The sequence below is a fragment of the Occultella kanbiaonis genome (genome assembly GCF_009708215.1).
In the GTDB taxonomy this organism is placed as follows: domain Bacteria; phylum Actinomycetota; class Actinomycetes; order Actinomycetales; family Beutenbergiaceae; genus Occultella; species Occultella kanbiaonis.
The window spans coordinates 2,278,355-2,298,458 of sequence record NZ_CP046175.1; the positions used below are offsets into that span (position 1 = coordinate 2,278,355).

Annotated in this window: 14 protein-coding genes and 1 pseudogene; 10 read left to right on the forward strand and 5 right to left on the reverse strand. The window is 70.1% G+C overall.

Features of this window, described 5'->3' with window-relative positions; genetic code table 11:
• Window positions 1-15: 15 nt before the first annotated feature.
• Window positions 16-804, reverse strand: coding sequence for a hypothetical protein (locus GKS42_RS10540; protein WP_154793780.1), 789 nt, complete (start codon window positions 802-804; stop codon window positions 16-18).
• A gap of 33 nt (window positions 805-837) precedes the next feature.
• Between GKS42_RS10540 and GKS42_RS10545 the strand changes: the two genes are divergently transcribed.
• From GKS42_RS10545 to GKS42_RS10575, 7 genes are all read left to right on the forward strand, one after another.
• Complete coding sequence (locus GKS42_RS10545; RefSeq protein ID WP_154793781.1) at window positions 838-1,659, forward strand: ABC transporter ATP-binding protein; 822 nt, start codon at window positions 838-840, stop codon at window positions 1,657-1,659.
• Between the two features lie 47 nt (window positions 1,660-1,706).
• The gene (locus GKS42_RS10550) at window positions 1,707-2,192 is read left to right on the forward strand and encodes an NfeD family protein (RefSeq protein ID WP_154793782.1); all 486 of its coding nucleotides are present in this window, start codon (window positions 1,707-1,709) and stop codon (window positions 2,190-2,192) included.
• Between the two features lie 61 nt (window positions 2,193-2,253).
• Entirely contained in the window at window positions 2,254-3,429 is a 1,176-nt protein-coding gene (locus GKS42_RS10555) for an SPFH domain-containing protein (RefSeq protein WP_154793783.1), read from the forward strand.
• 26 nt (window positions 3,430-3,455) lie between these two features.
• On the forward strand, window positions 3,456-5,186 hold the full coding sequence (locus tag GKS42_RS10560; protein ID WP_154793784.1) for an ABC transporter ATP-binding protein: 1,731 nt from the start codon (window positions 3,456-3,458) through the stop codon (window positions 5,184-5,186).
• On the forward strand, window positions 5,183-7,207 hold the full coding sequence (locus tag GKS42_RS10565) for an ABC transporter ATP-binding protein (RefSeq protein ID WP_435529671.1): 2,025 nt from the start codon (window positions 5,183-5,185) through the stop codon (window positions 7,205-7,207). Before GKS42_RS10560 ends, GKS42_RS10565 begins: the two co-directional genes overlap by 4 nt.
• Before the next feature lie 92 nt (window positions 7,208-7,299).
• Window positions 7,300-8,475: a glycosyltransferase family 4 protein gene (locus tag GKS42_RS10570; protein WP_154793785.1), complete on the forward strand. Its 1,176-nt coding sequence runs from the start codon at window positions 7,300-7,302 to the stop codon at window positions 8,473-8,475.
• 10 nt (window positions 8,476-8,485) lie between these two features.
• The gene (locus tag GKS42_RS10575) at window positions 8,486-9,307 is read left to right on the forward strand and encodes a TrmH family RNA methyltransferase (RefSeq protein ID WP_232848009.1); all 822 of its coding nucleotides are present in this window, start codon (window positions 8,486-8,488) and stop codon (window positions 9,305-9,307) included.
• 34 nt (window positions 9,308-9,341) lie between these two features.
• Here the strand turns inward: GKS42_RS10575 and GKS42_RS10580 are convergent, their stop codons facing one another.
• The 4 genes from GKS42_RS10580 to GKS42_RS10595 form a co-directional block, all read right to left on the reverse strand.
• Window positions 9,342-11,009 (reverse strand): ABC transporter ATP-binding protein, encoded by a 1,668-nt coding sequence (locus GKS42_RS10580; RefSeq protein WP_154793786.1) that lies wholly within the window; start codon window positions 11,007-11,009, stop codon window positions 9,342-9,344.
• On the reverse strand, window positions 11,006-12,049 hold the full coding sequence (locus GKS42_RS10585) for an ABC transporter permease (RefSeq protein WP_154793787.1): 1,044 nt from the start codon (window positions 12,047-12,049) through the stop codon (window positions 11,006-11,008). The genes GKS42_RS10580 and GKS42_RS10585 overlap by 4 nt, the downstream gene beginning before the upstream one ends.
• Window positions 12,049-13,101 (reverse strand): ABC transporter permease, encoded by a 1,053-nt coding sequence (locus GKS42_RS10590; RefSeq protein WP_232848090.1) that lies wholly within the window; start codon window positions 13,099-13,101, stop codon window positions 12,049-12,051. Before GKS42_RS10590 ends, GKS42_RS10585 begins: the two co-directional genes overlap by 1 nt.
• Before the next feature lie 107 nt (window positions 13,102-13,208).
• On the reverse strand, window positions 13,209-14,852 hold the full coding sequence (locus GKS42_RS10595) for an ABC transporter substrate-binding protein (RefSeq protein WP_154793788.1): 1,644 nt from the start codon (window positions 14,850-14,852) through the stop codon (window positions 13,209-13,211).
• A gap of 249 nt (window positions 14,853-15,101) precedes the next feature.
• Here GKS42_RS10595 and GKS42_RS26485 point away from each other — a divergent pair.
• The 3 genes and pseudogenes from GKS42_RS26485 to metH form a co-directional block, all read left to right on the forward strand.
• A pseudogene (locus GKS42_RS26485) lies at window positions 15,102-15,458 on the forward strand (barstar family protein); the annotation flags it as partial.
• Window positions 15,459-15,581: 123 nt separating this feature from the next.
• Window positions 15,582-16,523, forward strand: coding sequence for a 5'-3' exonuclease (locus GKS42_RS10600; protein WP_168218003.1), 942 nt, complete (start codon window positions 15,582-15,584; stop codon window positions 16,521-16,523).
• Window positions 16,524-16,563: 40 nt separating this feature from the next.
• Window positions 16,564-20,091 carry a methionine synthase gene (gene metH / locus GKS42_RS10605; protein ID WP_154793790.1) on the forward strand — a complete coding sequence of 1,176 codons (3,528 nt, stop codon included), beginning with the start codon at window positions 16,564-16,566 and terminating at the stop codon, window positions 20,089-20,091.
• Window positions 20,092-20,104 lie beyond the last annotated feature (13 nt).

Consider the following 20,104-nt stretch of genomic DNA (forward strand, 5'->3'; position numbering starts at 1 on the left):
CGATCACGGATCCGGTCAGCCCGGTCGCGGCGCGCTCGCGCTCGCCGCGGTCAGGGCCCGCCGGGCCGCGGCGGCGACGTGCCGGAGCGCGGCCGAGCGCTGATCGGCCTGCCAGGCGTTCACCGCCGCGCCGTCGTCGGTCCGGGCGAGCTCGACGATCGCGGTGAGCCTGGCCGCGCGGGCCAGGAGGTCGGTGCGGCGGGGGTCCTGATCGGGGGGCAGCCGGATCTCCAACGCCGGGGGTACGACGGACGAGGCCAGCCTGGAGATCTCCTCGGCGGCCTCCTCGCGCCACCGCGCCACATCCATCCGGCTGAGCGCCTCGATGGCGACGTTCAGCGCCTCGGCGAGCCCCGCGCGTGCCTCGCCGAGGGAGTCCACCGCGGGGGGCCCGGCCGTGCCCGCGAACACCTGCCACGCCACCATCGCACCGGGCTCGAGCGCCGAGCCGAACTCGGTCACGATCGGCACCGCGACGAAGGACCCGGTGGCGCCGTTCGGGCCGTTCGGCGGCCCGAGCTGCGAGCCGGACACCACGAGCGCCTCGCCGACCTCCATGGCCAGCTCCCCGGCCGGGCCGCCGAGGGCGACCGGTTGGCCCGGGCTCGGCAGCGCCGCGACGACCTGACCACCGCCGGCCCGCAGCAGCAGCTCAGCGAGCGAGCCACCGCCGTCGACAGTGTGCGGTTCGTCCTCGCCGATGATCGCGGCGAGGGCGTCCGAGACGGAGGTCCGGGCGTCCGGGTCGCGCAGCGCGTCGACCCAGAGCGCGGCCAGCACGCTGCGCGGCACGTCGATGGTCACAGGCAGAACCTAGGTCAATTAGGGTCAGGAGTCATGGGTGACGTGCTGCAGTTCGACGACGTGAGCGTCCGTCGCGGGACCAAGACCATTCTCGACGGCGTGAACTGGTCGGTCGAGGAGGGTGAGCGTTGGGTGGTGCTCGGCCCGAACGGGGCCGGCAAGACCACGATCGTGCAGCTCGCCTCGGCACGGATGCACCCGAGTGCGGGACAGGTGGAGATCCTGGGCGAGCGGATGGGCGCCGTCGACGTGTTCGAGCTGCGCCCGCGGATCGGCCTTGCCAGCGCGGCGCTGGCCGACCGGATCCCGGGCGGCGAGACCGTCCTGGACGTCGTCCTCACCGCCTCCTACGGGGTCACCGGCCGGTGGCGGGAGAACTACGAGACGCTCGACGTCGGCCGAGCACACGATCTGCTGGGTGCGTTCGACGTGGCGGACCTGAGCGGCCGATTCTTCGGAACGCTCTCGGAGGGCGAGCGCAAGCGGGTCCAGATCGCCCGGGCCCTGATGACGGATCCCGAGGTGCTCATCCTCGACGAGCCGGGGGCCGGCCTCGACCTGGGTGGCCGGGAGGAGCTCGTCGCCGCCCTCGGTGAGCTCGCTGCGGACGTGTACTCACCCGTGCTCATCCTGATCACCCACCACGTCGAGGAGATCCCGCCCGGGTTCACCGACGGTCTGCTGCTGCGGGACGGGAAGGTCGAGGCCTCCGGGCGTCTCGAGGACGTGATGACCCCGCAGGACCTCTCGCGCACGTTCGGACTCGACCTGCTGGTCGAGCGGCACGGCAAGCGGTGGAGCGCGCGGGCCCTCACCCGTGACGAGCGTGAGCCTGAACGTCGTCACGTGCTTTAAACTTCCTTTACACTGCACTCAAAGGCGACAGGTGAGGGGAGGCAGCGATGAATTACGGCTGGCTGTGGTGGCTCGGAGCGGCGTTGCTGCTCGGGGTCGTCGAGATGCTCACCGTCGACCTGCTGTTCCTGATGCTCGCCGGTGGTGCGGTGGCCGGCGCGATCGCGGCCGGCCTCGGTGCCCCCTTCTGGGTGTCCGCCCTCGTGGCCGCCGCGGTCTCGATCCTGCTGATCTTCGCGGTCCGGCCGTGGGCACTGGCTCACCTGAAGAAGACCACCCCAGAGGCGGACACGAACATCTCGGCGCTCACCGGCCGCACTGCGACGGTGCTGGCCGACGTGACCCAGCAGTCCGGCCGAATCAAACTGGTCGGCGAGGTCTGGACCGCGCGGGTGGACCAGCCCGGAGTGGTGCTGGGCGTCGGCTCGGTGGTCTCCGTCGTCCGCATCGAGGGCGCCACCGCCGTGGTCACGGCGCAAGCCGTGCCGCAGAACCCGAGTCAGCCGTACGGCACGCCGGGTCCCGGTTACTGACCGACGACCTTCCACACACGCACGGCCCGATCTGCGGGCCAGAGGAGAGTAGGGGTAGCTGATGGATTTCGGTCAGGTAGTCGGAGCGATCATCCTGATCCTGGTGGTGATCTTCGTGGTCGTGGCGGCTCGCCGCGCGATCCGGATCGTGCCCCAGGCCGTGGCACTCATCGTCGAGCGCCTCGGGCGGTACCAGACGACCATGTACGCCGGGCTGCACCTTCTGATCCCGTTCGTGGACCGCGTCCGGGCCGGCGTCGACCTGCGTGAGCAGGTCGTCCCGTTCCCGCCCCAGCCGGTGATCACCTCCGACAACCTCGTGGTCAGCATCGACACGGTGATCTACTTCCAGGTCACCGACCCGAAGTCCGCGACGTACGAGATCGCGAACTACATCCAGGGCATCGAGCAGCTCACGGTCACCACGCTCCGTAACATCATCGGTTCGATGGACCTTGAGCAGACCCTGACCAGCCGCGACCAGATCAACGGCCAGCTCCGTGGGGTGCTGGACGAGGCCACCGGCCGCTGGGGGATCCGCGTGAACCGGGTGGAGCTGAAGGCCATCGACCCGCCCCAGAGCGTGCAGGGCGCCATGGAGCAGCAGATGCGCGCCGAGCGTGACCGCCGTGCGGCGATCCTCACCGCCGAGGGTGTCAAGCAGTCCCAGATCCTCACCGCCGAGGGTGAGAAGCAGTCCTCCATCCTGCGGGCCGAGGGTGCGGCCCAGGCCGCGATCCTGCGGGCCCAGGGTGAGTCGCGAGCGATCCTCCAGGTGTTCGACGCGATCCACCGTGGCGACGCCGACCCCAAGCTGCTGGCCTACCAGTACCTGCAGATGCTGCCGCAGATCGCGAACGGCTCGTCCTCGAAGCTGTGGGTCGTGCCGGCGGAGTTCACCGCCGCGCTCGGCTCCATCACGTCCGCGTTCGGCGGTGGCGGCGACACCTCCCCGCCGGCCCCCCGCGGCGACGGCCCCTCGGACGCGGGCAAGGCCCGCGAGGCGGCACCGGAGATGATCGAGGGCCTGGACATCGCCCTGCCCGAGACCTCCCTGCAGGACCCCGCCGAGGCACTGCGCGAGGCACGGAGCCAGGTGGACGAGGCGACAGCCGAGGCGAGCACCGCCGGCGAGCACACCGGGGCACCGTTCAACCGGTCCGCGGAGGCCGGCCAGGCCCCGCCGGACGAGCCGATTCCGCCGGCAGCGAAGCCGTGGAGCCCACACGGGGAGTAGATGCTGACGCGGTGTAACGTCACCGTGTGCTTCGACTGGTCCGCAACTTCCTGAGGCCGTACACGTCGGCGATCGTGATCGTCAGCGTCCTGCAGCTGGTGCAGACGCTCGCCGCGCTGTACCTGCCGACGCTGAACGCCCGCATCATCGATCAGGGTGTGGTCACGGGCGATACCGACTTCATCATGCGCACCGGCGGCATGATGCTCGGCATCTCGCTGGTGCAGATGGTCGCGAACGTGATCGCCATCTACTTCGGTGCGCGGACGGCGATGGCCCTCGGGCGGGACCTGCGCGAGGCCCTGTTCGGACGGATCATGGACTTCTCCGCCCAGGAGATGTCGGCGCTCGGTACACCGTCGCTGATCACTCGCTCCACGAACGATGTGCAGCAGGTGCAGATGTTCGTGTTCATGTCCCTGACCATGATCATCACGGCGCCGATCATGCTCGTCGGCGGCATCATCATGGCGGTCCAGGAGGACACCGGGCTGTCGTTGCTGCTCGTCGTCGTGGTCCCGGTGCTCGGCGGCACCATGGCCCTCGTGGCCAGCCGGATGGTGCCCTACTTCCGCAGCATGCAGAAGCGGATCGACTCCATCAACGGGATCCTGCGTGAGCAGATCACCGGGATCCGGGTGGTCCGGGCGTTCGTGAAGGAGGGCGACGAGCAGGCCCGGTTCGCCGTGGCGAACACGTCGTTGCGGGACGTCGCGATCAAGGTGGGCTGGGTGCTCGCGTTCGCGATCCCGCTGGTGATGCTGATCGTGAACGTCGCGTCCGTCGGAGTGATGTGGTTCGGCGCCCAGCGCGTGGACTCCGGTGCGATGGAGATCGGGTCCATCGTGGCGTTCCTCAGCTATCTGATGTTCATCCTGTTCGCCGTGATGATGGCGACGATGATGTTCATGTTCGCCCCGCGGGCCGTGGTCTCGGGTGAGCGGATCGACGAGGTCCTCGGATCGGAACCGACGGTGCTGGCCCCCCTCGACCCGAAGCGGCCCGACCAGGTGCGCGGCGCCGTGGAGTTCGACGCCGTCGACTTCCACTACCCGGGGGCCGAGGCCTCGGTGCTGCACGAGGTCTCGTTCCGGGCCGAGCCGGGCCGGACCACGGCGATCATCGGGTCCACCGGTTCCGGCAAGACCACCCTGCTGAACCTGGTGCCCCGGCTGTTCGACGCCTCCGAGGGCGCGGTACGCATCGACGGGATCGACGTCCGGGACATCGCCCCGGAGATCATCACCGGTGAGATCGGGCTGATCCCGCAGAAGCCGTACCTGTTCTCCGGAACGGTCGCCTCGAACCTGCGGTACGGACGTGAAGACGCCACCGACGAGGAGATGTGGGACGCGCTGAGGGTCGCGCAGGCCGAGAACTTCGTCCGCTCCATGGACGGCGGCCTTGAGGCGGAGGTCGCGCAGGGCGGCACGAACGTCTCCGGTGGGCAGCGCCAACGCCTGGCGATCGCTCGGGCCCTGATCCGCAAGCCCTCCATCTACCTGTTCGACGACTCCTTCTCCGCGCTGGACTACGCCACCGACGCGGCGCTGCGGGCGGCGCTGAGACCGCGGACGCGGGACGCCAGCGTGATCATCGTGGCCCAGCGGGTCTCGACGATCCGGGACGCGGACCAGATCCTGGTGCTCGAGCACGGCCGGGTGGTGGGCAGGGGCACGCACGACGAGCTCCTCGCGTCGAACGAGACCTACCAGGAGATCGTCTCCTCCCAGCTGACCGCGGCGGAGGCGGCATGAGCACCGACGACCGCGATGTCACCAGCGGCGAGCGCGCCGACGACTCCGAGCTGAAGGCGTCCGTCAAGCCCGCGGCACGCCGGCCCCAGGCGCACGGCCCCGGGGGCGGGCTCGGGATGCCCGCCGAGAAGGCGATGAACTTCGGCGGCACCTTGCGCCGGATCGTCTCGGAGCTGCGTCCCCAACGGGTCGCGGTCATCGTGGCGATCGCGTTCGGTGTGGTCTCCACGGCGCTTGTCGTGGTCGGCCCGAAGCTGCTCGGGAACGCCACCAACGCCATCTTCGAGGGGTTCATCGGGAGCCAGTTCGAGCCGGGCCTGACCCAGCCGGAACTGGTCGAGCTCCTGCGCTCGCAGGGGATGGACGCCCAGGCCGATCTGATCAGCGGGATGCCGAACCTGATCCCCGGGCAGGGCATCGACTTCACCCGGCTCGCCCAGCTGCTCGGCGTGGTCCTGGCCGTGTATGCCGCATCGTTCCTGTTCAGCTGGCTGCAGGGCCGGATCACGACCAAGGTCGTCCAGCAGACCGTGTACGACCTGCGGGAACGCTCGGACACGAAGCTGGCTCGGCTGCCGCTCAGCTACTTCGACAAGCAGGCCCGCGGCGAGGTGCTCTCCCGGGTCACGAACGACATCGACAACATCGCCCAGACGTTGCAGCAGTCGCTGTCCCAGCTGATCACCTCGGTCCTGACCGTGGTCGGCGTGCTGTTCATGATGTTCTACATCTCCTGGATCCTCGCGCTGGTGGCGCTCGTGACGATCCCGCTCTCGGCCGTGGTGGTCGCCCAGATCGCCAAGCGCTCCCAGCCCCAGTTCGTGGAGCAGTGGAAGCGCACCGGCACCGTGAACTCGCACGTCGAGGAGATGTACACCGGGCATTCCCTCGTGAAGGTCTTCGGCCACGAGACGACCGCCCGGGAGACGTTCGAGCAGGAGAACAGGAAGCTCTACGAGGCCAGCTTCAAGGCGCAGTTCATCACCGGCACCATCCAGCCGGTGATGGGCTTCGTGTCCAACCTCGGCTACGTGGTGGTGGCCGTGGTCGGCGGGCTCCGGGTCGCGTCCGGTCAGATGAGCCTCGGTGACGTGCAGGCCTTCATCCAGTACTCGCGCCAGTTCTCCCAGCCGATCACCCAGATCGCCTCGATGATGAACCTGCTGCAGTCCGGTGCGGCCTCGGCCGAGCGTGTCTTCGAACTGCTGGACGCGCCGGAGGAGTCCGCGGACCCGGTCGCACCGGCCACGCTGGAGACGGTCCAGGGCCGGGTCGCGTTCGAGGACGTGTCCTTCAGCTACACACCGGAGCGGCCGCTGATCGAGGGCCTGTCCTTCGTCGCCGAGCCCGGGCAGACCATCGCGATCGTCGGCCCGACCGGGGCCGGCAAGACCACGCTGGTGAACCTGATCATGCGGTTCTACGAGGTGGACGGCGGTCGGATCACGATCGACGGCGTGGACACCCGCGACCTGACCCGCGCCGGGCTGCGCTCGAACATCGGCATGGTGCTGCAGGACACCTGGCTGTTCGGTGGCTCCATCGCGGACAACATCAGTTACGGCACCCACCGCGAGGTGACCGAGGCCGAGCTCGTCGCCGCCGCCGAGGCCACCCACGTGGACCCGTTCGTACGGACCCTGCCGGACGGCTACGAGACCAGGCTGGACGACGAGGGCACCAACGGCACCGCGGTCAGCGCGGGGGAGAAGCAGCTCCTGACCATCGCGCGGGCGTTCCTGGCGGACCCTTCGATCCTCATCCTCGACGAGGCCACCTCCTCGGTGGACACCCGCACCGAGGTGCTCGTCCAGGAGGCCATGAACGCGCTGCGGCGCGGGCGCACCAGCTTCGTCATCGCGCACCGGCTCTCCACCATCCGCGATGCCGACATCATCCTGGTGATGGAACAGGGATCGATCGTCGAGAAGGGCAGCCACGACGAGCTGATCGCGGTCGGCGGCGCCTACGCCCGCCTGTACCAGGCCCAGTTCGCGGCGGCCGCGGCCGAGGTGGAGTGACTCCGTCGTACACCTGAAGTTCGACAACACGTCGGATGACATCACCCGCGCGGTGGATACGCTACGCGGCCCGCTTCTGCCACGATCGGCCTATGCGCATCGCCGTGGTAGCCGAGTCGTTCCTTCCCCAGGCCAACGGGGTCACCGTGACCCTGCTGCGGCTGCTGGAGTACCTGGACGTGCGCGGCGAGGACGTGCTGGTCCTGGCGCCGGCTCCCGGCCGTGGTGAGCACGCCGTCGCCGAGTACGCCGGCGCGACCGTGCGTCGTTACCGGGCGGTCCCGCTGCCGGGCTACGCCGAGATGCGGCTGTCCAACCCGCGGGTGCGGACCCTTGAGGAGCACCTGCGCTACTTCGGGCCGGACGTGGTGCACCTGGCCGCGCCGTTCGTGCTCGGCTGGCAGGCGATCGGAGCGGCGCAGTCGCTCGGTCTGCCGTCCGTCGCGGTGTACCAGACCGAGGTGCCCAGCTACGCGAAGCGGTACAAGGTGCGCCAGATCGAACCGCTGCTGTGGCGCCGGATCGAGGACATCCACAAGAGCGCCACGCTCTCTCTCGCGCCGTCCTCGTACGCCTGCCGGCAGCTGATCGACCGGGGCGTGCACAGGGTCGCGGTCTGGCCGCACGGGGTGGACCGAGACCGGTTCTCGCCGGTGCACCGCGACGATGCCCTGCGCGCCACCGTGGCGCGCGGCGACGAGGTCGTGGTCGGATACGTCGGCCGGCTGGCCCGGGAGAAACAGGTCGAGGACCTCGCCGTGCTGCAGAACCTGCCCGGCGTGCGCCTGGTGGTGGTCGGCGACGGGCCGCGCCGCGACCAGGTCATGCGGGCGCTGCCGAACGCGACGTTCACCGGCCGGCTCGAGGGCGCGGACCTGACCCGGATGATGGCCAGCCTCGACGTGTTCGTGCACACCGGGGAGATGGACACGTTCGCCCAGACCATCCAGGAGGCCCAGGCCTGCGGCGTGCCCGCAGTGGCGCCCGCCCGGGGTGGGCCGATCGACCTGATCGCGGACGGTCAGAATGGATTCCTCTACCCGCCCGGCGACCTGGTCGCGATGCGACGTGCGGTCGCCACGCTCGCCGCCGACCCGGTCCGCCGCACGATGATGGGCCTCGCGGCGCGGGAGTCCACCGCGCCCCGGACCTGGGACGCGGTCAACGCCGAGGTGACCCAGCACTACGCGAACGCGATCGAGTTCGCGGCCCGGGATCGGATCGCGTCCGGCGGACGACCCATGCGGCGCCGGCTGATCACCCGTTAGTCTCGCGGGCGTGCCGATCGTCCCGCTCACAGATCTCGGATCCACCGAACTCGCCGACTACACCAGCCTCACCGACGTGGCGCTGCGCTCGCGCAGCGAGCCCGAGCGTGGCATGTACATCGCCGAGAGCTCCACGGTGATCAGCCGGGCCGTGGCGGCCGGGCACCGGCCCCGCTCCTTCCTGCTCGAGCCCAAGTGGCTCCCGGACCTGGAGCCCCTGCTGGCGCAGGTCGGTGCCGGGGAGCACGGGGACATCCCGGTCTACCTGGCCGAGCAGGACCTCCTCCAGGAGATCACCGGCTTCCACCTGCACCGCGGTGCGCTCGCGGCCATGCACCGGCCACCGCTCGCGCCGGTGGCGCAGATCGTGGCTGGGGCGCGGCGGGTCGCGATCCTCGAGGACATCGTCGACCACACGAACGTCGGCGCGGCGTTCCGCAGCGCCGCCGGGCTCGGCGTGGATGCGGTGCTGGTCACCCCTCGGTGCGCCGACCCGTTCTACCGGCGGTCCGTGCGGGTCTCGATGGGCACCGTGTTCCAGGTGCCGTGGACGCGCGTGGACCCCTGGCCCGACGGGATCGACGCACTGCGCGACGCCGGTTTCGTCACGGCCGCCCTGGCGCTCGACGACGACTCGATCACCCTAGACGAGCTCGCGGACGACCCGCCGGAGCGGCTCGCCATGGTGCTCGGCGCCGAGGGTCACGGACTCAAGGCCCGCACCGTCGCGGCGTGCGACCTGACCGTGCGGATCCCGATGGCCGGTGGCGTGGACTCCTTGAACGTCGCGGCCGCCGCGGCGGTCGCGTTCTGGGCCACCCGGCGCCGCTGACGGCCACCTCCGGTCCGGCCACACCCGCCGGGCGTCAGCCCTCGAGCTCGGCCAGGGCGAGTCGCCGCTCCTTCTGTGCCACCGGGTCCGGAACCGGTACCGACGCGAGCAGGCGTTGCGTGTACGGGTGCGTCGGTGCCCCGAGTACCTGCGCGCTGGTGCCCTCCTCCACCAGCTCGCCCCGGTGCAGCACCCCGACACGGTCCGCAACCATCGCCACCACGGCGAGGTCGTGGCTGATGAACAGGGTCGCGAACCCGAGGCGTTCCTGCAGCTCCGCGAACACCTCGAGCACCCTCGCCTGCACCGAGACGTCCAACGCCGACGTGGGCTCGTCCGCGATCAGCAACTCGGGATCCAGGGCGAGCGCCCGGGCCAGGCTGGCCCGCTGACGCTGCCCGCCGGAGAGTTCGTGCGGGTAGCGGCCGGCGTACTGGGTGGGCAGGTGTACCGCATCGAGCAGCTCATGGACCCGGTCCCGGGCCGCGTTCACGTCCGGGAACCGGCCGTGCACCACCAGGGGCTCGGCCACGCAGTCAGCGATCGTCAGCAGCGGGTTGAAACTCGTCGCCGGATCCTGGAACACGAACCCCAGACGTGCCCGAAGGGGGCGGAACTCCCGCTCGCGGAAGCCGACCATCTCGTGGCCGAGGACCTGCAACGAGCCACCGGTGGCCGGGGTCAGGCCGGCGATCGCCCGCCCGATCGTCGTCTTCCCGGAGCCGGACTCACCCACCAGGCCGACCACCTCACCGGGCGCGATCTGCAGGCTGACCCGGTTGACGGCACGGAACCCGCTCCGACCGAACCGCCCGGGGTAGACCACCTCGAGATCCTGGGCGGCCACGACGGGGGCCACCGCGGACCCGCCGGCCGACGTCGCAGCGGCAGGGCCGCCGTCGGGCTCGCTCGTGTGCGCCTGCAGCCGCGGCACCGCGGCGAGCAGCGCGCGCGTGTAGGGATGCTGCGGTCGGGCGAACAGCTCGAGCGCACTGGCCTGTTCCACCAGCTGGCCCTGGTACATCACCGCGACCCGGTCCGCGAGGTCCGCGACCACACCCATGTTGTGGGTGATCAGGACGATCGAGGAGCCGAACTCGTCCCGGACCCGGCGCAGCAGGTCCAGGATCTCGGCCTGCACGGTCACGTCGAGCGCCGTGGTCGGTTCGTCGGCGACGATGACCTTGGGGCCGAGGACGAGCGCCATGGCGATGACGATGCGCTGTTTCTGCCCGCCGGAGAACTGGTGCGGGTACTGATCCACCCGGATCTCCGCGTCCGGGATGCCCACCCGGTCCAGGACCTCGATGGCACGGCGGCGGGCGTCCTTCTTGGAGACGGCGCCATGGGCACGCAGTCCCTCGGCGATCTGCCAGCCGACCGTGTACACCGGGTTCAGCGCAGCGGAAGGCTCCTGGAACACCATGGCCACGTCCCGGCCCCGGACCCGCCGCATCTCGGTGGCACCGAGGGTGACCACGTCGTTGCCGGCCAGGATCACGGCACCGTCGACCGTGGCCGTCTCCGGCAGCAGCCGCAGGATCGTCTTCGCCGTGACGGTCTTGCCCGAGCCGGACTCGCCGACGATCGCGAGCACCTCACCGGGCTGCACCTGCAGGCTCACCCCGTCGACGGCGGTGACCGGATCCCCGTCGGTGGCGAAGGTGACGTGCAGGTCCTTGATGTCCACGACGGCGCTCATGTCGGTGCTCCTTCGGTGGCAGGCTCGGGTGGTGGGGTGGTGAGCACACCCTTGACCCGCCGTCGGATCCGCAGCCTGGGATCGGAGAGGTCGTTCAGGCTCTCGCCGACCAGGGTGACACCGAGCACCAGCAGCACGATGGCGGCGCCGGGGAACACGCCGGTCCACCAGATGCCGCTCGCCACGTCGGAGATCGCCCGGTTCAGGTCGTAGCCCCACTCGGCGCCCGCCGTCGGGTTGATGCCGAACCCGAGGAAGCCGAGTCCGGCCAGGGTGAGGATGGCCTCGGACGCGTTCAGGGTGAGGATCAGCGGCAGGGACCGGGTCGCGTTGCGGAGCACGTGCCGGCCGAGGATACGCGGCGTGGAGGTGCCGATCACGCGGGCCGACTCCACGAACGGCTCGGCCTTGAGGCGCACCGTCTCGGCGCGTACCACCCGGAAGTACTGCGGCACGAACACCACGGTGATCGACAGGCCGGCCGCGAGGATGCCACCGAGGAAGCTGGCCCGACCGCCGGAGATGACGATGGACAGCACGATCGCCAGCAGCAGCGACGGGAACGCGTAGATCGCGTCCGCGATGGTGACCAGCACCCGGTCCAGCCAGCCGCCGAGGTAGCCGGAGACCAGCCCGAGCAGGACCCCCAGGAACAGGGATCCGATGATCGCCACGACGACGACCATCAGCGCCGTCCGGGCGCCCCAGATCACCCGTGAGAACACGTCGTAGCCGCCCACCGTGGTACCCCAGACATGTTCGGCCGACGGCGGCGCCTGGCGTGGGAAGTTCCCGTCCGGTCCGGAGAGCTCGTTGTAGGAGTAGGGCGCGATCAACGGCGCGAACACGGCCAGCAGCAGGAACAGCACGCACAGCGCGAGACCGGCGACGAGCATGCCGCGCTGGAGGCCGACGGAGCGCCGCAGCTGCCAGATGAGGGGCAACTTCTTCCACCGTGGCTCGGCGGAGGTGCCGTGCACCACCGCGGGTTCCTCGATTGGCCCGGGCAGCTCGCTCTCGGTCAGCAGCCGCTCGCTCATCAGTACCTCACCCTCGGGTCGATGAGCGCCGCGGCCACGTCCACGATGAAGTTCGTGACGGCGACGATCACGGCCAGCATGGCGACGATGCCCTGCACCGCCACGAAGTCACGGGCGCCCAGGTACTGCGCCAGCTGGAAGCCGAGCCCGCGCCACTCGAACGTGCTCTCGGTGAGGATGGCCCCGCCCAGCAGCAGCGCGATCTGCATGCCCATCACGGTGATGATCGGGATCAGTGCCGGCCGGTAGGCGTGCTTGCGGACAAGGCGGGACTTGCTCACGCCACGCGACCGGGCCGCGTCCACGTAGTCCCGCCCGAGGGTGCCGATCAGATTCGTCCGCACCAGGCGCAGGAACACCCCGGCCGTGAGCAGACCGAGGGCCATCGCCGGCAGCACCGCGTGGGCGGCCACGTCCCCGATCAGATCCATCCGTCCGGTGCGCAGCGCGTCCAGCATGTTGATGCCGGACGATCCGCTGATCCCGCTGAGGGTCAGCTGGGTGCTCGAGGTGGCCCGGCCACTGAGCGGGAACCAGCCCAGCCAGACCGAGAACACCAGCTTCAGCAACAGGCCGGCGAAGAACACCGGCGTGGCGTAGAAGAGGATGGCCATCACCCGGAGCACCGCGTCGGGCCACCGGTCCCGCAGCTGGGCGGCGAGCATCCCGAACGGGATGCCCACCGCGAGCGCCACGATCAGGGCGTAGATGGCCAGCTCGAGGGTGGCCGTGCCGTAGGTGACCAGGATCTCGGAGATCGCTCGGTTGTCGGTGAGAGTGCGCCCGAAATTGCCGGTGAAGATCTGACCGAGGTACTCGAAGTACTGCACGTGCAGGGGCCGGTCGAAGCCCGCGTCGGCGAGCCGCTCGGCGAGCTGCGCCGCGGTGAGCCGGTCGCCCACGGATGCCGTGATCGGGTCTCCGACCACCCGCATCAGGAAGAAGACGAGGGTGACCAGGATGAACACGGTGGGAATGATGAGCAGGAAACGGGTGAGGATGTAGCCGCCGAGTCCGGAGCCCTTGCTCCGGACCGCGGCGGTCGACCCCACCGTGCGATCGTCGACGATCGTCACACTTGGACCTCTTTCGCAGGCGTTCCGGCGGCGTCACGAGCGCCGGTGCCACCGCACGGCGGCACCGGCACCCGGTCTTCGACTCAGCGGCCCAGGGCCGCGTACCGGAACTTGAAGGACGCGTCCAGCGTGTCCGTGACGCCGGTGATGTCCGCCGCCGCGACGGCCACCTGGGCGCCCTGGAGGTACGGCACCGTGGACAGATCGGCGGCGACCAGGTCCTGCACCTGCTCGATCAGCGCGGTGCGTTCGGCCTCGTCCACGGTGGTGGCCTGCGCCAGGATCAGGTCGTTGACCTCCTGGTTGTCGTAGTGGTTGCCGAGGAAGTTCTCGGTCAGGAAGAACGGGGACAGGTAGTTGTCCGCGTCCGAGTAGTCCGGGAACCAGCCGAGCTGGTAGGCCGGGTACAGATCCTGGGTGCGCTCGGCCGAGTACGCATCCCACAGGGTGGAGTTGAGCTGCACGTCGAACAGGCCGGTCGCCTCCAGCTGCGCCTCGATCATGGCGTACTCCTCGTCGGAGGAGGCGCCGTAGTGGTCCGGGCTGTACTGCAGGTTCAGCGTCACCGGGGTGGTCACGCCGGCATCGGCGAGTACCGCAGCGGCCGCATCGGCATCCGGGCCGCCCTCGCCGTCACCGTAGAGATCCTGCAGCGCCGTGTTCGCACCCGTCAGCCCCTCCGGGATGTAGGAGTACAGCGGCGTGTAGGTGCCCTGGTAGATCTCCTCGGACAGTGCGTTGCGGTCGATCAGGTGGGCGACGGCCTGCCGGACGGCCAGGGCCATCGCGGGATCGGCCTCGGCGGTGGTGGCACCGAACGGCTGGGTGTTGAAGTTGAACACGATGTAGCGGATCTCCCCACCGGGCCCGTCGTGGACCACCACGGAGTCGTCGGTGCGCAGGTCGCCGATGTCGGTGGGGCTCATCGACCGAAACGCCACGTCCACGTCGCCCTCTTGCACGGCGAGCTTCAGCGAGGTCTCCTCGGCGAAGTACTGCACCGTGATCTCTTCCGTCACGGCCGGCGGCAGCACACCGGCGTAGTCGGCGAACGCCGTGTAGCGGATCACCTCGTTCTCCACGTAGTCACTGATCGAGTACTGGCCCGCGAACGCCTCGGCCTCGGCGATGTCGGCCGACGGCGTCACCTCGGTCGCGGAGAAGACCTCCTCGTCCACGATCGGGGCCACCGGTGAGGCCAGGATCTGCGGGAAGATCTGGTCGTTCTCGCTGAGCAGGTGGAACACGACCGTGGTCTCGTCGACGACCTCGGTGCTCTCCAGGTTGTAGAGCAGGGAGGCCGGGCCCTGCGGGTCGTTGATGGCGACCTGGCGGTCGAACGTGAACTTCACGTCCGAGGCGGTCAGCGCGTGGCCGTTCGCGAAGGTCAGGTCGGGCTTGAGTACCACGGTGTACTCGGTCGGGGCGGTGAACTCGGCGGACTCGGCGATGTCCGGCTCCACGTCCGGCGACCCGTACGGGGAGTTCATCAGGAACGGGTACACCTGGTTCATCACGGCCCAGGAGCCGTTGTCGTAGGACCCCGCCGGATCGAGCGCGATGATCACATCAGTGGTGCCCACCGTGATCCCGGCGCCGGTGTCGCCGCCGGTGCCGTCATCGGTGTTCGGGTCCTCGGTCTCGGCGCACGCGGCGAGCACGAGGGCGAGGGCGGCGGCAGTGCCGACCACGCTCAGGCCGCGACGCCGGAAGCTGGCTGTAGCCATGTTCCACATCCTTCTTGCGATCTCTGGGTCCGTGGGTGCACGAACGCCTGGTGATGCTTGTCACATTCTGTGTGGTCTGATGTCTAGCACACCGAGATTGCGTTTCGATCACGGGCCCCGCGTGGTCCGGCCCTCCTGGCCCGCACGGGCGCGGGCACCGTGTGCCAGAATCGGCCGGGTGATCCGGCCCGCTGGTGGAACCCGCGTCCCGCGGCCGTGCATCGTGGCCGGCCGGATTCGGCCGGCCGCATGAGGACTGTTCCGGTCGGGGCGACCGGTCCGGGCCACGACGGCGGGCCGCCCGGTGGCGCCCACGATGTGTGGCATCGGATCGATGGCGGCCGTTGCCGCACCAAGTCCGACCTGCTCGGTGAGATCGCGCGGGTGCTCGAGTTCCCGGACTGGTTCGGCCGTAACTGGGATGCCCTCTTCGACTGCCTGCTCGGCCTTGACCGGCTCGGCCCGCAGCGACGTGGGGCGCCGCGCCCGGGGCTGCCTCACTCCGGACGGCCGGTGGGCACCGGCCGGCACGTGCTCGTGTTCACCGACCCCGAGGCCCTCCTCGTCGACGCCGGGTCCGAGCTCGGCACGTTCCTCCAGGTGCTCACCGACGCGCGCCTGTACGGCATCGACGCGGCCGTCCTCACGGACGCCCCCGAGCAGTGGCGCGAACGTGCGCGACGGGCGATGTCCGCGCGCCGTGACAGACTCGGCGACATGGACCGACTGATGCTCCTGGACACCGCGAGCCTGTACTTCCGTGCGTTCTACGGCGTTCCCGACTCGATGACGGCACCCGACGGCACCCCGGTGAACGCGGTCCGCGGGCTGCTGGACTTCATCACCCGGCTGGTCGAGCAGTACCGGCCGACCCATCTCGTCTGCTGCTGGGACAACGACTGGCGGCCGCAGTGGCGGGTGGACCTGATCCCGTCCTACAAGGCCCATCGGGTCGAGGAGGTCGTCCCCGGCGGCTCGGACGTCGAGGAGGTCCCGGACCCGCTCCAGGTACAGATCCCGATCATCGTGGCGACCCTCGAGGCACTCGGGATCCGGATCGTCGGCGCGGACGGCTACGAGGCCGATGACGTCATCGGCACCCTGGCCACGGACGCGGGCATGCCGGTGGACGTGGTCACCGGGGACCGGGACCTGTTCCAACTCGTCGACGACGGCGCTGCCGGCGGCCCGGTGCGGGTGCTGTACACCGCGCGCGGGGTGGGCCGGCACGAGGTCCTCACCGACGCCGTCGTGGTCGAGAAGTACGGCGTCCGGCCGGATCAGTACGCCGACTTCGCGACGATGCGCGGGGACTCCTCTGACGGGCTGCCCGGGGTGGCCGGGGTGGGGGAGAAGACCGCCGCGTCGCTGCTCGCGAGCTTCGGCGACCTGGCCGGGATCCGGGCCGCCGCCGCCGACCCGGGCACGCCGCTCGCCGCCGGGGTGCGCGCCAAGATCAAGGCCGCGTCGGACTACCTGGACGTGGCGCCGGAGGTGGTCGCGGTCGCGCGCCGGATCAACCTCGGCGAGGTGGACACCGCGCTGCCCGGGAGCGGGCCGGGCTATCCGGTGCCCCGGGACCCGGCGGCGCTCACCGAACTCGTGGACCGGTGGGGCCTCGGCGGGTCGGTGTCCCGGCTGCTGGAGGTGCTCCGGCCCACAGTGTCGTGACTCGTGCTCGGACGGCGCCGCAGCCGCCTAGACTCGGGGGATGCTCCCCGAACGCGCCGCCGCACTGAAGCACGCCATCAGCACCCGGGTGGTCGTCGCCGACGGTGCCATGGGCACCATGCTGCAGGACGCCAACCTGACCCTCGACGACTTCCAGGGACTCGAAGGCTGCAACGAGATCCTGAACGTGACCCGGCCCGACGTCATCGAGTCCGTGCACGACGCGTACTACGCCGTCGGCGTGGACTGCGTCGAGACGAACACGTTCGGCGCGAACTGGTCGAACCTCTCCGACTACGACATCGACGACCGGATCTTCGAGCTCGCCGAGGCCGGCGCCCGGATCGCGCGGCGCAGCGCCGAGAAGAACTCCACCCCCGACCACCCCCGCTGGGTGCTCGGGTCGATGGGTCCCGGCACGAAGCTGCCGAGTCTTGGGCACACCACCTACGCCCACCTCAGGGACACGTTCGCGCAGCAGGCCGCGGGCCTGATCGCCGGCGGCGCGGACGCGATCCTGGTCGAGACCAGCCAGGACCTCCTCCAGACGAAGTCCGCCATCAACGGCGCCAAGGCTGCCATGGCCGAGTCGGGCACCGAGTTGCCGATCTTCGCGCAGGTCACCGTGGAGACGACGGGCACCATGCTGATGGGGTCGGAGATCGGGGCCGCGCTGACCACCCTGCGCGCCCTCGGCATCGACTCGATCGGGCTGAACTGCGCCACCGGCCCGGCGGAGATGAGCGAGCACCTGCGCCACCTCGCCCGGCACGCCGACCTGCCGGTCACCTGCATGCCCAACGCCGGACTGCCGGTGCTCGGGGCGAACGGTGCCTCCTACCCGCTCACCCCCACCGAACTCGGTCTCGCGCACGAACAGTTCGTGACGGAGTTCGGGCTCGGCCTGGTCGGTGGCTGCTGCGGTACCACCCCCGAGCACCTGGCGGAGGTGGTCCAGCGTGTCGGCGGCCGCCCCGTGGTGGCCCGCTCGCCGGAGCCCGAGCAGGGCGTGGCGAGCCTGTACACCCACGTCGACTTCGACCAGGACGCCTCGTTCCTCGCCATCGGCGAGCGCACGAACGCGAACGGGTCCAAGGCGTTCCGGGAGGCGATGCTCGCGGAGGACTGGGACGAGTGCGTCCAGATCGCCCGGGCCCAGACCCGTGACGGCGCGCACCTGCTGGACGTCTGTGTCGACTACGTGGGGCGGGACGGCGTCGCCGATGCCCGCGAGGTCATCTCCCGGTTGGCCAGCGCGTCCACCCTGCCCCTGGTGATCGACTCGACCGAGCCCGAGGTGGTCCGCGCAGGGCTGGAACTCGTGGGCGGCCGGGCCGTGGTCAACTCGGTGAACTTCGAGGACGGCGACGGTCCGGGCTCCCGCTACGCCCGGGTCATGCCGATCGTGAAGGAGCACGGTGCCGCCGTCATCGCTCTCACCATCGACGAGGAGGGGCAGGCCCGCACGGCGCAGACGAAGGTGGACATCGCGACCCGCCTCATCGAGGAGCTGACCGGGACCTGGGGCATGGCGATCGAGGACATCATCGTCGACGCCCTCACGTTCCCGATCGGGACCGGCCAGGAGGAGACCCGCCGGGACGGCATCGAGACGATCGAGGCGATCCGGGCGCTGAAGGCGAAGTATCCGGGCGTGCACACCACCCTTGGCGTCTCGAACGTGTCGTTCGGACTCAACCCGGCGGCCCGGGTGGTCCTGAACTCGGTGTTCCTGCACGAGGCGGTCCAGGCCGGGCTCGACTCCGCGATCGTGCACGCCGCGAAGATCCTGCCGCTCGCGAAGATCCCCGACGAGCAGCGCCAGGCCGCGCTCGACCTGGTCTGGGACCGCCGCGAGTTCGACGAGACCGGCGCGATGACGCACGACCCGCTCGCGCACCTGCTCGACCTGTTCTCGGGCGTCGACTCGGCCGCCCTGAAGGATCAGCGGGCCGCGGAGCTGGCGGCACTGCCCCTCGGGGAGCGGCTGCAGCGCCGCATCATCGACGGCGAGATGAAGGGCTTGGACACCGACCTCGAGGCTGCGCTCGGCGAGGGCTGGAGCGCGCTCGCGATCATCAACGACCACCTGCTCGAGGGCATGAAGGTGGTCGGCGAACTGTTCGGCCGTGGCGAGATGCAGTTGCCGTTCGTGCTGCAGTCCGCCGAGGCCATGAAGTCGGCGGTGGCCTACCTCGAGCCGTACATCGAGAAGACGGACGAGGCAGGCAAGGGCACCATCGTCCTGGGCACCGTGCGCGGCGACGTGCACGACATCGGCAAGAACCTCGTCGACATCATCCTCACCAACAACGGCTACACGGTGGTCAACATCGGGATCAAGCAGCCGGTCTCGGCGATGATCGAGGCCGCCGAGGAGCACAACGCGGACGTCATCGGGATGAGCGGTCTGCTGGTGAAGTCCACGGTGGTGATGAAGGAGAACCTCGCCGAGCTCGCCGCCCGTGGTCTCGCCGAGAAGTACCCGGTGCTGCTCGGCGGTGCCGCCCTGACCCGCGTGTACGTCGAGGACGACCTCGCCGGCCAGTACCCGGGCGAGGTCCGCTACGCCCGGGACGCCTTCGAGGGCCTGCGTCTGATGGAGCCGCTCGTCCGGGTCGCGCGCGGGGAGGCGCGCGACGCCGTCGGGCTCCCCGCACTGAAGAAGCGCATCCACGCGAAGGTGACGGTCGACGAGACCCCGCCGGAGGACCTGCCGGCCCGCTCGGACGTGACCCTGACGAACCCGATCCCGACGCCGCCGTTCTGGGGCACCCGGATCGTGAAGGGCATCAAGCTCGCCGACTACGCCGCGTTCCTTGACGAGCGCGCCACCTTCATGGGGCAGTGGGGTCTGAAGCCCTCCCGCGACGGCGAACTCTCCTACGAGCAACTGGTCGAGACAGAGGGACGACCGCGTCTGCGGGACTGGCTGGACCGCATCCAGACCGAGGAGATGTTCGCCCCGGCCGTGGTCTACGGGTACTTCCCGGCCGTGTCCGAGGGTGACGATATGGTCATCCTGCACCACGAGGGGCCAGACGGCGGCTCCGGGGGCGAACCCGGCACGGAGCGGATGCGATTCACCTTCCCCAGGCAGCGGCGGGACCGGCACCTGTGCCTGGCCGACTTCGTGCGGCCGCGCGAGTCCGGCGAGATCGACGTCGTCGGGTTCCAGCTCGTCACCGTCGGAGCGGCCGTGAACGACCACACGGCACGGTTGTTCGCGGCCAACGCCTACCGCGACTACATGGAGCTGCACGGGCTGTCGGTGCAGCTGACGGAGTCGCTCGCCGAGTTCTGGCACTCCCGGGTCCGCGAGGAGCTCGGCTTCGCAGCCGAGGACCCGGCAGACCTGGACGGCATGTTCAAGGTGGCCTACCGCGGCGCCCGGTACTCCCTCGGCTACCCCGCCTGCCCGAACATGGAGGACCGCCGCAAGATCGTCGACCTCCTCGGCGCCGACCGGATCGGGGTCGAGCTCTCCGAGGAGCTGCAGCTGCACCCGGAGCAGTCCACCGACGCGATCGTGTTCCACCACCCGGAGGCGAAGTACTTCTCGGTGTGAGCGGTGCGCAGGC

What these genes read in the sequence shown, in the direction of transcription:
- GKS42_RS10545 (WP_154793781.1), top strand. Translation starts at nt 838, where the DNA reads ATGGGTGACGTGCTGCAGTTCGACGACGTGAGCGTCCGTCGCGGGACC.
- GKS42_RS10550 (WP_154793782.1), top strand. Translation starts at nt 1,707, where the DNA reads ATGAATTACGGCTGGCTGTGGTGGCTCGGAGCGGCGTTGCTGCTCGGG.
- GKS42_RS10555 (WP_154793783.1), top strand. Translation starts at nt 2,254, where the DNA reads ATGGATTTCGGTCAGGTAGTCGGAGCGATCATCCTGATCCTGGTGGTG.
- GKS42_RS10565 (WP_435529671.1), top strand. Translation starts at nt 5,183, where the DNA reads ATGAGCACCGACGACCGCGATGTCACCAGCGGCGAGCGCGCCGACGAC.
- GKS42_RS10570 (WP_154793785.1), top strand. Translation starts at nt 7,300, where the DNA reads ATGCGCATCGCCGTGGTAGCCGAGTCGTTCCTTCCCCAGGCCAACGGG.
- GKS42_RS10580 (WP_154793786.1), bottom strand. Translation starts at nt 11,009, where the DNA reads ATGAGCGCCGTCGTGGACATCAAGGACCTGCACGTCACCTTCGCCACC.
- GKS42_RS10585 (WP_154793787.1), bottom strand. Translation starts at nt 12,049, where the DNA reads ATGAGCGAGCGGCTGCTGACCGAGAGCGAGCTGCCCGGGCCAATCGAG.
- GKS42_RS10595 (WP_154793788.1), bottom strand. Translation starts at nt 14,852, where the DNA reads ATGGCTACAGCCAGCTTCCGGCGTCGCGGCCTGAGCGTGGTCGGCACT.
- GKS42_RS10600 (WP_168218003.1), top strand. Translation starts at nt 15,582, where the DNA reads ATGCTCCTGGACACCGCGAGCCTGTACTTCCGTGCGTTCTACGGCGTT.
- metH (WP_154793790.1), top strand. Translation starts at nt 16,564, where the DNA reads ATGCTCCCCGAACGCGCCGCCGCACTGAAGCACGCCATCAGCACCCGG.